This window comes from Pseudomonas sp. RIT-PI-S, from assembly GCF_025642975.1.
GTDB lineage: Bacteria > Pseudomonadota > Gammaproteobacteria > Pseudomonadales > Pseudomonadaceae > Aquipseudomonas.
Genome location: NZ_JANZKJ010000008.1, coordinates 83404 through 98136 on the forward strand (window position 1 = coordinate 83404; position 14733 = coordinate 98136).

Annotated in this window: 3 protein-coding genes and 1 pseudogene; 3 read left to right on the forward strand and 1 reads right to left on the reverse strand. The window is 62.7% G+C overall.

Going from position 1 to position 14733, the window contains the following annotated elements; all coding sequences use genetic code 11:
- The first annotated feature begins 8 nt into the window (after positions 1 to 8).
- The 3 genes from OGL93_RS13100 to OGL93_RS13110 all read left to right on the forward strand — a co-directional run bounded on the left by OGL93_RS13100 (position 9) and on the right by OGL93_RS13110 (position 13511).
- Positions 9 to 11600, forward strand: a complete 11592-nt coding sequence (locus OGL93_RS13100; protein WP_263263107.1) for a filamentous hemagglutinin N-terminal domain-containing protein — start codon at positions 9 to 11, stop codon at positions 11598 to 11600.
- Positions 11600 to 12094, forward strand: a complete 495-nt coding sequence (locus OGL93_RS13105; RefSeq protein ID WP_263263108.1) for a pentapeptide repeat-containing protein — start codon at positions 11600 to 11602, stop codon at positions 12092 to 12094. The genes OGL93_RS13100 and OGL93_RS13105 overlap by 1 nt, the downstream gene beginning before the upstream one ends.
- Before the next feature lie 217 nt (positions 12095 to 12311).
- Positions 12312 to 13511, forward strand: coding sequence for a DUF2252 domain-containing protein (locus OGL93_RS13110; RefSeq protein ID WP_263263109.1), 1200 nt, complete (start codon positions 12312 to 12314; stop codon positions 13509 to 13511).
- A 316-nt stretch (positions 13512 to 13827) separates the two neighbouring features.
- Here the strand turns inward: OGL93_RS13110 and OGL93_RS13115 are convergent.
- A pseudogene (locus tag OGL93_RS13115) lies at positions 13828 to 14660 on the reverse strand (oxidoreductase).
- Positions 14661 to 14733 lie beyond the last annotated feature (73 nt).

Sequence of the window (14733 nt, forward strand, 5' to 3'; positions counted from 1 at the left end):
CCGCCCACATGGACGTTCGCCACCTGACCTTCCTGGCCCGTCAGCCCTCCGCTCGCCTGCAAGACCGCGAGCGCTTCTGGGGCTTGCCCAAGCGCGGCATCGCGCTGATCCTGGCCAACGCCTTGTTCTGGCAGCCAATCTGGGCCCAGGCCGACGGCATCGCGGTCAGTGGCGGCACCAACACCACGTTGAGCCAGGCAGGCAACGGCGTGCCAGTGGTGAACATCGCCGCGCCCAACGCCAGCGGCCTCTCGCACAACCAGTACCAGCAGTACAACGTGGGCAGCCAGGGGCTGATCCTCAACAACGCCACCGGGCGCACCCAAAGCACCCAGCTGGGCGGGATCATCGTCGGCAACCCCAACCTGCACGGCCGGGCGGCGGGCACCATCCTCAACGAAGTGGTCGGCGCCAACGCCAGCCAGCTCAACGGCTACACCGAAGTGGCCGGGCAAGGCGCCCGGGTGATCGTCGCCAACCCCTACGGCGTGAGCTGCAACGGTTGCGGGTTCATCAACACGCCACGGGTGACGATCACCACCGGCAAACCGGTGCTCGGCGGTAACGGCCAGGTGGACCACTTCCAGGTGGACGGCGGCACCGTGAGCATCCAAGGCCAGGGCCTGGACGCCAGCCAGGTCGAGCAGTTCGACATCATCACCCGCGCCGCGCAGATCAACGCCCAGATCAACGCCAAACAGCTGGCCATCGTGGCTGGCCGCAACAACGTGGACGCGCAAACCAACACCGCCACCGCGCTGGCCGACGACGGCAGCGCCAAGCCAAGCCTGGCCATCGACAGCTCGGCGCTGGGCGGGATGTACGCCGGCGCGATCAAGCTGGTGGGGACTGAGGCAGGGGTGGGGGTGAGGCTGGCCGGGAACCTGGCGGCCAGTGGCGGGGATATACAGATCGATGCCAATGGGCAGTTGAATGTGGGGCAGGTGGCGGCCAGTGGGGCGGTCAAGGTGAATGCCGGCAATGCTGAGCTGCAGGGCAAGGTGTATGCCGCGAGCGTCGACGTACACACCACCAATGCACTGAACGTCGAGCAGAGCGTGGCAGCCCGGGACCGTATCAGCCTCGCCAGCGATGGGCAGTTGACCAACGGTGCTGTGATTGAAGCCGGGGTGAATGCGGACAACAGCCGCAACGCCGCAGGCGATGTGAACATGAGCGCGCAGCACCTGCGCAACGCCGGCAGCGTGGTCGCCAGCCGTGGGGTGCAGGCCACGGTAGGCGGCACCTTGGATAACCAGGGCGGTACGCTCAATGGCCAGGCCAACACCCAGGTGATGGCCGGCACGCTGAATAACCAGAACGGTCGTGTATTGGGCCAAGACAGCCTGGGTGTAACCGCCGGCCAGGCCACCAACCGCCAGGGCCTGATCGCCAGCGGCGGCAGCCTCACAGTCAATGCCTCCGAGCTGGATAACCGCAACGGCGAGCTGTCCAGCCAGGGCAACCTGAACACCACCATCACCGGAACCTTCGATAACAGCGCGGGCGGCCGCCTAGCAGGCGCCGGCGTGACGGTGACCACCGGCACGCTCAACAACCAGAACGCCAACCTCACCAGCAGCGGCACCCTGCGGCTGAATGCTGGCCAGGTGGATAACAGCGCGGCGGGGCGTATCGCCAGCGCCCAGGGCTTGACCGCTAGCGTCAGTGGCCTGGACCAACACGGCGGCGGCCAACTGTTCAGCAACACCGACGTGACCCTGGACCTCAACCATGGCCAACTCAACAACCAAGGCGGCTTGATCGATGCGCCGGGCCAACTGGTGTTGCGCAACCTGGCTGGCGTCAACAACCAGCACGGCGAAATCTCCAGTAAGCAGGCGTTCACCCTGGCGGCGAGCACGCTGAATAACACCGACGGTGCGTTGCTCAGTGACCAACGCCTGACCGTGCAGGTGGTTGGCGAACTGAACAACACCGATGGCGGGGTCAGCGGCAACGGCCTGGACCTACGCGCGGGCACGCTACTGAACGACAACGGCAGCGTTAATAGCGACGCCGACTTGGCCCTCGGCGTCGATGGCGCCCTCAGTAACCAAAACGGCGAAGTCCTGGCCACGGGCAACGCCACGGTGAACGCCGGCAGCCTGGATAACCGCCAGGCTGGTGTGCTCGCCAGCGGGGGCGACCTGACCGCCAGCGTGAGTGGTGCGCTGAACAACCAGGGCGGCCGCGTTAGCAGCAGCGGTGCGTTGGTTTTGCACGCTGGCAGCGTGGACAACGGCGCCGGGCGCATTCTCAGCCAGCACGACCTGCAACTCACCACCGGCAACCTGAGCCAACAGGCCGGCAAGGTGGTGGCCCAAGGCAACTTGACCGTCACCGCCGCCAGCCTGGACAACCGCGCCGGTGGTCTGGTGGGCGCTACAAAAGCGCTGACACTCAACGTGGGCGACCTCGACAACCGCGCCGGCGAGCTCTCCAGTCGCATGGGCGTGACCGTCAGCGGCCAGCAATTGAACAACAGCGACAGCGGCAAAGTGATCGCCGCCAATGCCTTGCAACTGACCGTTGACCGGCTGATCAACCGCGCCCAGGGCGTGCTCAGCGGCAATACCCTGAGCCTCACCGGCGCCAGCCTGGACAACAGCGGCGGGGTACTGGCCAGCCAGCAGGGCATGAACCTCGGCTTAAGCGGTGCCTTGCTCAATAGCGCCGGCCGCATCAGCAGCGAAGCCGCCCTGGCGCTCGCCGTAGGCAGGCTCGACAACAGCAACGGCAGCCTCTCCAGTGGCGGCCCGCTGACGCTCAACAGTGCCGGTGCGGTGAATAACCAGCACGGCGCTCTTAGCACCGACAGTGGTCTGGTGTTGACCAGCGCCAGCCTGGATAACCGCAACCACGGCAACCTCAGCGGCAAAGCCAACGCCAGTGTGAGCACCGGCGCCTTCGACAACAGCCAAGGCGGCCAGCTCACCAGCACCGGCACCCTCACCCTGAACGCCGGCCAGGTGACCAACCAGGCCCAAGGCCGCATCGCCGCCACACAAGCAGTCACCGCCAGTGTGGCCAGCCTGGACCAGCAAGGCGGCGAGCTGTTCAGCCAAGGCGAGCTGACCCTCGACCTGAACCATGGTCAGCTCAATAACCAGAACGGCTTGATCCATGCCCCCGGCGCGCTGTTGTTGCGCAACCTGGTAGGGGTGAACAACCAACACGGTGAAATCTCCAGCGAGCTGGGCTTCGATGTTTACGCCACCAGCCTGGACAACAGCGACGGCAAAGTGCTGAGCGACCACGCCTTGAACCTGCGCGTAGCCCAGGCCCTGGCCAACGTACGCGGCGTCATCAGCGCGGCGGCCCTGGGGGTCAATGCCGGCAGCGTGGACAACAGCACCGGCCTGCTCAGCAGCCGTGGCGCCTTTACCCTTGGTGCGGACGGCCACTTGCTCAATGCCCAAGGGCAGGTGATCGCCGACGGCGCCTTGCTGCTCAATGCCGCCAGCGCTGACAACAGCGACGGCCAGATCGCCAGCAAACAGCAACTGACCGCGACCATTGGCAACTTGCAACAGCACGGCGGCAGCCTGATCTCCCTCGGCGCGTTGAGCCTGAGCGGCGCCCAACTGGACAACAGCTACACCGGCTTGATCAGCGCCCTCGGGGCCCTTGCGCTGAATGTAAGCACCATTGACAACCGTGGCGGCGAAGTCTCCGGGCAAGGCGACCTCAGCTTTACCGGGCACCAGCTGGACAACAGCGACAGCGGGCGCGTTACCGCCCAAGGCAATCTCGGCCTGACGGTCGACCAACTGACCAATCACACCCAAGGCGTACTCTCCGGCAAAGCCGGCGTGGCCCTCACCGGCACGCAACTGGACAACAGCGGCGGCCGCCTCCTCAGCGACCACGCCATTGACCTCGGCCTCAGCGGCGCGCTGCTCAACGACGGCGGGGCCGTCAATAGCGAAGGCACCCTGGCCGTGCGCGCGGGCAGCCTCAGCAACCACGGCGGCAACCTGTCCAGTGGCGGCGCCCTGACCGTAAACACCACCGGCGCGCTCGACAACCAGGGCGGCAAGGTGATGACCGATGGCGCCCTTGGCCTGCACAGCGCCAGCCTGAACAACGCCCAGAGCGGCACTATCAGTGGTAAAGGCACGGTAACAGTACGTACTGGTGCCTTCGATAACAGCCATAACGGCCAGCTTAACAGTGCCGACAGCCTGCAATTGACCGCCACCCAGGTGACCAACCAAGCGGGCGGCAACATCGGCGCCCAGAACAGCCTGGTCGCCAGCGTCACTGACCTGAACCAGCAAGGCGGCACTCTCTTCAGCAACGGCAGCCTCACCCTGGACCTGAACCACGGCCAGCTGGACAACCAGCATGGCCTGATCAACGCCCCCGGTACATTGCTGCTCAAGCAACTGGCAGGCGTGAACAACCAGCACGGGGAAATCTCCAGCGGCCAGGCGTTCGATGTCATCGCCCAGAGCTTCGACAACGGCAGCGGCAAGCTGCTCAGCAACCAGGCATTGATAGTGCGCGTGGCGCAGGCCCTGAACAACGTGCAGGGCATGATTGCCGCCGCCAGCCTGACCGCCAATGCCGGTTCGCTGGACAACAGCAGCGGTACCCTGATCGGCCGTGGCCAGTTGGGCCTGACCGTGGACGGTGCGGTGGTCAACCGTGACAGCGGCCTGATCAACAGCCAGGGCACCCTCGACCTGGCCGCCGCCACCCTGGATTCCAGCAACGGCGGCGAAGTGTCTACCGGCGGCGACCTTGGCGTAACGGTGGGCAGCCTAGTGCAGAACGGCGGCCGCCTGGTCGGCGACAGCGCCGTGCGCCTGGACCTTCAAGGTGGCGACCTTAGTAACCGCAACGGCTTGGTCAAAGCCCAAGGCCAACTGACCGTCAACGGCCTGCGCGACCTCGCCAACCAGGCGGGGGAAATCTCCAGCCTGCAAGGCTTCGCCTTGAGCGGGCGCAACCTGGACAACAGCAACGGCCGGCTGATCAGCAACCGTCAACTGGCGCTCAACGCCGCCCAACTGGTTAACCAGAACGGGTTGATCTCCGGCTGGCAAGGGCTGAACGTGAACGCCGCCAGCCTGGACAACCGCAACAACGGCACCCTCTCCAGCCGCGATGGCGACCTGGGCGTAAACCTGACCGGCGCCTTGCTCAACGGCAACGCCGGTGCCCTGGTGAGCCAGCGCACCCTGACCCTCACCGCTGCCAGCGTGGACAACCAAGGCGGCATCCTCTCCAGCGCCAGCAGGCAAACCCTCACCGTGGGCGGGCTGCTGAACAACAGCGGCAATGGCTTGATCGACAGTGGCGCGGCCCTCGGCCTGAGCGCCACCACCCTCAACAACAGCAATGGCGCCATCAACGCCCAGCAAGCGCTGAACGTCACCGCCACCGACCTGAACAACGCCGCTGGCAGCCTGGCCGGCAACGCCGCCGTCACCCTCGACCTACTCGGTACCTTGGACAACACCGCAGGCAAGCTGGCCAGCGCCGGCAACCTCTCGATCCAACGCGCCAGCCAAATCAACAACCAGCACGGCCAACTGATCAGCCAGGGCGCGCTAACCCTGGCCAGCGGTGGCCTGGACAACAGCAACGGCGGTACCGTTGCTGCCAATGACGCCCTGGCGGTCACCGCCACCGGCGCCGTACAAAACGCCAACGACGGCCTCATCTACAGCAAGAACGCCAGCCTGACGCTGCAAGCCGCCAGCCTCGCCAACGCCCAGGGCAAGCTGCAAAGCGAGGGCGTCCTGGGCGTGTCCCTCAGCGGCGACCTGGGCAACCAAAACGGCAAACTCATCGCCCAAAGCGGCGCCCTCAACCTTGCGGCCAACACCCTGGACAACCGTGGCGGCGTGCTCGCCAGCCTGCGCAGCGCCTTCACCGCCCGGGTGGATGGCGTGCTCAAGAACGGCTACGCCCTCGACCACCAAGGCGGCGTGATCCAGGCGCAAAGCCTGGACCTACGCGCCCTGGCCGGCATCGACAACTACGGCGGGCGCATCGCAGCCCAAGCCGGCGACACGCTGGTCAATACAGGCAACGGCAACTTCGACAACCGCAACGGCGGCCTCTACGCCAGCGGCCGCGTGAGCGTGGCAGGCAGCAATTTCGACAACAGCGGCGACAACGACGGCCAGATCGCTGGCCAGCAAGTGGACATGACCCTGGCCGGCGCCCTCAACAACCGCCTGGGCATCATTGAAAGCGCCAGCACCCTCAACATTACCGCCGCCAGCCTGGATAACCAGACTGGCAAGCTACGCGCCCTCGGCACCAGCGGCACCACCGCGCTGAACATCAGCGGCCTGCTGGACAACCGCAACGGCACCTTGGAAACCGCCAACGCCGACCTGGCCCTGAACGCCGGCAACCTGCTCAACACAGGCGGCAGCGTGCTGCACGTGGGCAACGGCAACTTTGGCCTGGCCACCGCCAACGTGATGAATGCCGGCGGCAGCCTGGTGACCCGTGGCGGCATGACCCTCAATGCCGATAGCTGGACCAACAGCAGCGTGATCCAGGCGGGGCGCCTGGCCATCAACGTCGGCAGTTTCACCCAAACCGCGGCAGGGCAGTTGCTCGCCTCCACGGCGTTGGTCGGTACGGGCGGCAATTGGGTCAACGATGGGGTGCTGGCCAGTGACGGCACCATGAGCTTGAACCTCAGTGGTGGGTATTCGGGGAATGGCCGCGTTAGCAGCCTCGGCACTTTGGGCCTGACCGCGAACCAATTGAATGTCGGCAGTGCCGGCAGCATCACCGGCGGCGCGCGCACGGACATCAACGTGGGTGGGCAGTTGAACAACCTGGGGCGGATAACCTCGGCGGCGGATATGTTCGTGAATGCCGACGGTATCACCAACGGCGGCACCCTCGGCGCCGCGCAAAACGCCACCTTCACCACCCCGACCTTGGTCAACCAAGGGCTGCTATTCAGCGGCGGCAATATGGCCAGTAACGCTGGCACCTTCACCAACCAGCAAGGTGACCTGTATTCGGTGGGTAGCGTGACCATGGGCGGCTATGGGACCGCGCAAGCCAACCAGGTTTCCAATATCTCCGGCTCCATGGAAAGTGGCGGGCGATTCGCGATCAATGCGGCGAACTTTGAAAACCGCACGCAGGGTTCGACGGCAGGGGATAACTTTGCGGTTGGGCGGACGTTGGTGTCTGGGTTTATTGCGGTGCAGTGTTTGGACTGCAGCGGCGACCACTATTCAGTCAATTACATCGCCCGTGAGACCTTCGAAGGCGGCCAGGACAACGACACCAGCGCAGCAGCGCTGCTGACCGCAGGTGGAGACTTCGCCTTCAACGGCGGTAGTTTCCTAAACAGTAAAAGTACGATCGCTGCCAGCGGAAATATCACGATCCAGGCAACTAACGTCAAAAATCTGGGGGCTGTCAGTGGGTCCGTGGAGCGTACACGGACCTATACCCAACAAGGCGTAACCGACGGTACCGTCAATCGGTTCATGCCCACGGTCGTCGAGTACAACCAGCGGAATAATCCGGACTTTCCTTATGTTTACTACAAGGCACCCTCAGGGGAATTGCGCTTAGGCGTTGTTTATTACAAGAACGGACGTGAGCCGGGCCATGACGGCGGCCTTATAAAAATTGTCGCTGTGAAGGATTTAGAAACGAGTGCGCCTGTAGCAGACACGCTCTCCGGGTACGCCTTCCACTCCGATCCGCAGTCACAATACGATCCTGCTAGCTTGATGCAGTTGCCTTCGGCACTCACCAGCCTGACCCTTGTCAGCGACGTCGAAGTCGCTAAGGACGGCACAAGCAATGCCGGCCGCAGCGCTGTCATCCAGGCCGGCGGCAATGTCTCCATCACGGCCACTCAGGACCTGCAAAACAGCGTTATTCACGAAGACTACGCTGTCAGCGCTGGCACCAATAAGGTCGCCAGCACCCAAGCCAACGGTACTAACCGCAGTGTGGTCGTTCATCTGAACGCCCAATTGCCTCCAGACCTGGCGCAGCAGCAGATCAACCCGCTGAGCCTGCCCGGCTTCAGCCTACCCACTGGGCAAAATGGTTTGTTCCGCCTGAGCGGCCAGGGCGGCAACAGCACTGCCGCGCCTGCCAGCGCGGGTGCGCAAAATTGGGTACTGGGCGGCGCCAGCCTCGCCACCGGCCAGCGCGACCAAGCCGTCGTCGTCGACCCATTGCGCGATTTGCACCTCGATTCGGGCAATGCTGTGGCGGGTAGCACTCGCCAAGTGGAAGCGATCACCCGTGCAGTGACAGGTGTTGACACCACGACCGCCGCCCTGGACACCGCACCTAGCGGTAACACCAGCCCACGCCCTGCGACCGCCAGCGATGTGCCTAGCCTCAATGCGGGCAGCGCAGGCACGGCGGCAACGCTTGCCGCCACCCAAACCGTGGCACGGGTACAGGGCTTACCGAACACTGCCGCTAAGGCCAATGCCAACAAATACCTGATCGAAACCAACCCTGTCCTCACCGACCTCAAACAGTTCATGAGCTCGGACTACCTGCTCGGCAACCTGGGTTACGACCCGGACGCCAGCTGGAAGCGCCTGGGCGATGGCCTCTATGAACAGCGCCTGGTGCAGCAAGCGATCACCGCCCGCACCGGCCAAGCCTTTATCGACGGCCAGACCTCCAACGAGGCACAGTTCAAGTACCTGATGAATAACGCCATCGCCAGCAAGAGCGCACTCAATCTGAGCGTTGGCGTTGGCCTTACCTCTGAGCAAGTCGCAGCTCTGACTCACGACATCGTGTGGATGGAAAGCCAAGAGGTGAACGGCGAGCAGGTATTGGTGCCGGTGGTGTACCTGGCCCAAGCCAGCGGCCGCCTCGGCCCCACCGGCGCTTTGATTGCCGGTAACGATGTGAGCCTGATTGCCGGCAAGGACCTGGACAACGTTGGCACCCTCAAGGCCACCAATAACCTGTCCGCTACCGCAGCAGGGGATTTGGTGAACAGCGGCTTGATGCAAGCCGGCAATCGACTGGATGCCTTGGCCGGCAATACCATCGTCAACAAAGCCGGCGGCATCATCGCGGGCCGTGATGTGAGCGTGAGCGCCATCACCGGCGACGTCACCAACGAACGCAGCAAGGTGTCCCTGGACAGCGACGCACAAGGCCAACTGCACAAGGACTACGCCGACAACGCCGCCCGTATCGAAGCCGCCAACGACCTGACGATCTCCGCAGGCCGCGATATCAGCAACAGCGGCAGCGTGCTGCAAAGCGGCCGGGATATGAGCTTGAAAGCTGGGCGTGATGTGGACGTCACCTCGTCCCAAGTCACCAACAGCCTTTACCTGGACGCCAAGCACAACAGCAGCGACATCACCCAAACCTCGTCCACTGTTACGGCCGGGCGTGACCTGAGCATCCAGGCAGGCCGCGATATCAACCTGATCGCCAGCCAACTGGACGCCAAGCGTGATATGGCGATGACGGCCACTGAAAACCTGGTGATCAGTTCGGCGGCGGATGAAGAGCACTCGCTGTCCAAGAGCAAAAAGGTCAAGCGCCAGGAAGACCACGTCAGCCAGGTGGAAACCTCCATCACCTCCGGCGGCAGCGTTGCTCTTAGTGCCGGCCAAGACATGACTGTCACGTCGAGCAACATCACGGCCGCCAACGAAGCCTACTTGGTCGCCGGCGGCAACCTCGACTTGCTCGCCGCCCAAGACAGCGACTACTCGCTGTACGACATGAAGAAAAAGGGGCACTTCGGCAGCAAGAAAACCAAGCGCGACGAAGTGACCCAAGTCACCAACATCGGCACCGAGATCAAAACTGGCGGCGACTTGTTGTTGGCCAGCGGCGGCGATCAAACCTATCAAGTCGCCACGCTCGACAGCGGCAAAGACCTGACCCTCAACAGCGGCGGCGCTATCAACTTTGAAAGCGTCAAAGACCTTCACCAAGAGAGCCACGAGAAGAGCAACAGCAGCCTGGCGTGGAACTCGATGTCCGGCAAAGGCAAGACCGACGAAACCCTGCGCCAGAGTGAGTTGGTGGCCAAAGGCGCGGTGGCGATCAATGCCGTGGATGGCCTGCATATCGATGTGAAGCAGGTGAACCAGCAGACGGTTAGCCAAGCCATCGATGCCATGGTGAAGGCCGATCCGCAATTGGCGTGGTTGAAGGATGCGGAGAAGCGCGGGGATGTGGATTGGCGGCAGGTGGAGGAGATTCATCAGTCGTTCAAATACAGCAACTCTGGATTGGGTGTTGGCGCGCAGTTGGCGCTGGCGATTCTCATGGCAGTCGTCGTCGGACCTGCGGCAATGAGTGCATTGGCTACAGCGACCGGCGGCACCATCGTCGCGGCTGGAGGCGCAGCGGTAGCCACCGCCGCTGCCACTAATGCGGCGAGTAGTTTCATCAGCAACCGCGGCAATCTTGGCGCTGTATTCAAAGACACGACGTCTAGCGATGCCCTTAAGGGTTACGCGATTGCGGGTGTTACTGCGGGCATCATCGACTATGCGGACACCACTTGGTTTACAGGTGCTGACGGCGCTGCGAATGGCGGTTCCAAAGTTGTCACCTCTGGAGCTGCGCAAAATCCGGGCTATGCCAGCAGCATGCTCACGCCGGAAAGCTGGGGGCAGACGCTGTTGCGCAGTGGGGCCCATGCAGTTATTACCAGTAGTGTTTCGACAGCGATCAATGGCGGAAGCTTTAGCTCAAACTTAAGTGGCGCACTGGTCGGCGAAGCAATCGATTTAGGTGCGGCCATCGGTAACAAGTCGATTGGCGACATTGCCGATAAGCTGCATCTTGCGCCAGGTACTGCGGGTACAATCTTCATGCACGCCATGCTGGGTGGCGTTATCTCCATGGCAAGCGGAGGGGACTTCAAAAGCGGCGCCATCGCGGGTGGCGCTGCCGACGGACTGACACCGATAGCCAACCAGTACATGGCGCAGTACGTCAGCGAGAAATTTGCTGCAGGCGACTTGAGCCTGGCTGGTAGCCAATACAAGATCACGACCGCGCAAATCATTGGATTGATTTCGGCTGGGTTGGCCGGTGGGAATGTCGCCACGGGCAGTATGATCGGCGGGAATGGGGAGAAATATAATCAGCAGGGGCACTTCCATGACGAGGACCCTGAGGAAGCGCTTAGGCATGAAATTCGAAGGGAGGAGGGGCTGCCAGCTGTTTCTGAATCAGAGGCGTTCCGAGATGGTAAACCCTACGTTGAGCCGATAGTTCCTGGGTTGCCCCTGATAGGGTTGGGGGGCGGGAAGGCGTCTGGCGCACCACTGGTATCAAAAGGATCAGATGTAACGCCTTCAATTATTCAGCAGGCACTAAAAGGCGATGCTTCAATGAGTGCACAGGGTGCCGTTTCGTTGCCCGCAGTACAGAGATATGTGGATCGGCTGCTTAATGGTGACGTAGCCCCGGCAATTAAGATGGATGGGAACGTGATCATCGATGGAAATCATCGTTACATTGCTGCAAAAATACTAGGGCGTGTTCCGGATGTGACAATAGGTGTGTTGTCTCCAAGCAAGGTAGGTCAAACTAAGCCGGTGTCCTCTCTAAACGTTGACGAGTTTGATTGGGGAAATAAATAATGATTATATCGTTTGAAACTGGTGAGATTTTGAATCTTCCTTTGTTGAGTCTTGTCGGGTCGGACTTGAGCGGGCGAGAGTTTCATCGCGCTATTTTCGATAAATTGGATTTGACCGAGGCTGACTTTACAGGTGCAAACCTAAGGAATGCTTCGTTTGTGGGCGCAGTTATGGTAAGGACTATGTTTAAGGGTTGCGCACTTATGAATGCTGATTTCAGAGGTGCAAAGATTATGGAGGTAAATTTTAGCGAGAGCTTGGCCATTGCTACGGATTTTTCTAACGCTGATATTTCAATGGTTAGATTTAAAGGCGCAGATCTAAGGGGGGCGAATTTTAGTGGGGCTAATTTGCGGATGATTGATTTGAGCGCTGCAGAGCTGGAAGGTATCGTGCTCATAGGGGCCTTATATGACAATGAAACAGTTTGGCCAGTTGGGTTTGACCCGCTAACTCGAGGAGCCATAAAGATTAATGGCGGTGCGGCGACTTGATCAGCGTGGCGGTATTCATGTCGATCCGCAGCTCAAGTTCGAACCATCTAAAGCGTGTGCCCTGAGTGCTGGGACCCGTTTCAACAGCACCGGCACCGGGGCTTTCCAGCACACGCGCATCGGTGGGGCCACAAGTGCAGCAGCGGTGCAATTCTGAAATATGTTGAAACATCCAGTCCCGCAGCGGTCGATTGTGTACTCCGCACAAGGTCGCCTTATGAAAGCAGTACAGCCCTCCGAACGCCTCGCCCCCCTCACTCACCTGCGCAACCTGAAGATGGCCCGTTCGGCCCACGCTTATGTGCGTGGCAGCACGGTCCAGTTTTATCAGTGGCTGCATAGCCTGCCGGGGCGGCGGTTGCCCAGTGGGCCGCCGGTGTGGATCTGCGGGGACTGTCATTCCGGCAACCTGGGGCCCACTGGGGACCTGAAGGGCAAGATTGACATACACATCCGCGACCTGGACCAGACCGTGATCGGCAACCCTGCCCACGATCTGCTGCGGTTGGGGCTGTCCTTGGCCACCGCCGCGCGTGGTTCGGACCTTCCCGGCGTGGCCACGGCGCAGATGCTCGAAGAGATGATGCGCGGCTATGAACTGGCGTTCGAAGACGGCAACGACAAAGACCCCGAGCGCCCTGCGCAGGTGAAGGCGGGCATGCGCAGCGCGGTCCAGCGCACCTGGAAGCACCTGGCCCAGGAGCGGATCGAGGACATGCGCCCGACCATCCCGCTGGGCAAGCACTTCTGGCCGTTGGCCAAAGAGGAGCGCAAGGCGATCGAGCTGCTCTGTGCAAGCCCCGAGGTGCACGGGCTGGTGACCTCGCTCAAGGGGCGCTCCAGCGGCGATGAGGTGGAACTGCTGGATGCGGCCTATTGGGTCAAGGGCTGCAGCTCCCTGGGGTTGAACCGCTATGCAGTGCTGCTGGGCGTGGGCGGCGAAGACGAGCAGGATTACTGCCTGATCGACATCAAGGAGGCGGTCGGCGCCGCCGCTCCCCGGGCGCCCAGGGCCCGCATGCCCAGGGACAACGCCCAGCGGGTAGTCGAGGGTGCACGGCAATTGTCGCCGGGCCTCGGCAATCGCATGATCTCCACCCGCATGCTGGACAAAGGCTTCTTTATCCGCGAACTCTTGCCCCAAGACATGAAGCTGGAGCTGGATCAATTGACCCACCGCGAGGCCATGAACGTGGCGGCTTATCTCGCCCGAGTGGTGGGGGTGGCCCACGCTCGGCAGATGGATATGGCTACCCGGCTGTCCTGGATAAAGGACCTGCAACTGAACCGTTCGCGCACCCTCGATGCGCCGTCCTGGCTATGGTCCAGTGTGGTGGAGCTGGTGGGCAGCCACGAGAAAGGCTACCTGGAACACTGCCGCCGCTATGCGTTGGAGCAGGGGCGGGATAGTCGCTGACGGTGTCTGCGCTCGTAGCGGCCCGGTTTGCCGGCAACGGGGGCTTATGCTCAGTGCCCCGGTCGCGGGCAAGCCCTGCTGTTACGGGAGATGTTCGCCCCCTAAACGTAGCAGCCGGCTTGCCGGCGACGGGGCGTTACACGGCGGTGCGCCCGATCGCGGGTAAGCCCGGCTGTTACGGGAAGATGCAGCGCCCCCAAACGTAGGAGCGCGGCTTGCCGGCGACGGGGCGTTACACGGCCGTGTGCCGATCGCGGGCAAGCCCTGCTGCTACGGGAAGCTGCGCAGCGAATGGGGCATGAATCCTCCCTAACCCTCAACCATCCGTCGAGCAGGTCAATGCCTTCCACTTCTCGATCTCGGCCGCCTGCGCCGCCAGCCGCCCCTGTACCAACTTGAGCGCGTCGCTGCCCAACAACAGGTGTGCCGGTGGCGCGGCGCTGCCAATGATGCTCAAGATGGCCTTGGCGGCTTTGGCGGGATCACCCAGCTGTTTGCCGTGCTTGGCCTGGCGGGCGTCGCGCACCGGGTCGAATGAGGCGTCGTAGTCGGCGATGCTGCGCGGCGAGCGACGCATGGAGCGGCCGGCCCAGTCGGTGCGGAACGAGCCGGGCGCTACCGCGGTGACGGCGATGCCGAAGGGGCTCAGCTCCTGGCTCAGGGTGTCGGAGAGGCCCTCAAGGGCGAACTTGCTGGCGCAGTAGTAGGCGATGCCCGGCATGGTGAGGTAGCCGCCCATGGAGGTGATGTTGATGATGTGCCCGGCGCGGCGCGCGCGGAAGTGCGGCAGCACCGCCTTGATCATCGCCACCGCGCCGAACACGTTGACGTCGAACTGCTTGCGCATCTCGGCCAGCGGGGACTCTTCCAGTACGCCCTCATGGCCGTAGCCGGCATTGTTGATCAGCACATCCAGCGGGCCATGGCTACGCTCCATCTCAGCGACCACCGGCTCGATCGCCGCTTCGTCGGTCACGTCCAGCAGGTAGGCGTGGGCCCGGCCGGAGGGGTGCTGGTTGAACGCTTGCACCGCTTGCGCCGTGCGAACGGTGCCGATCACCCGGTGCCGTGGGCGAGTGCTTCGTCGGCAATGGCCTTGCCAAAGCCGCTGCTCACGCCGGTGATCAAAAGGGTCAATGTGGCTGCCATGGTTCGATGCCTCCTCTCGCAAAGGGTGTGAGTGCAGGGTAGGGCGGGGCAGAGTGCGTGTTGAGGCGTGATC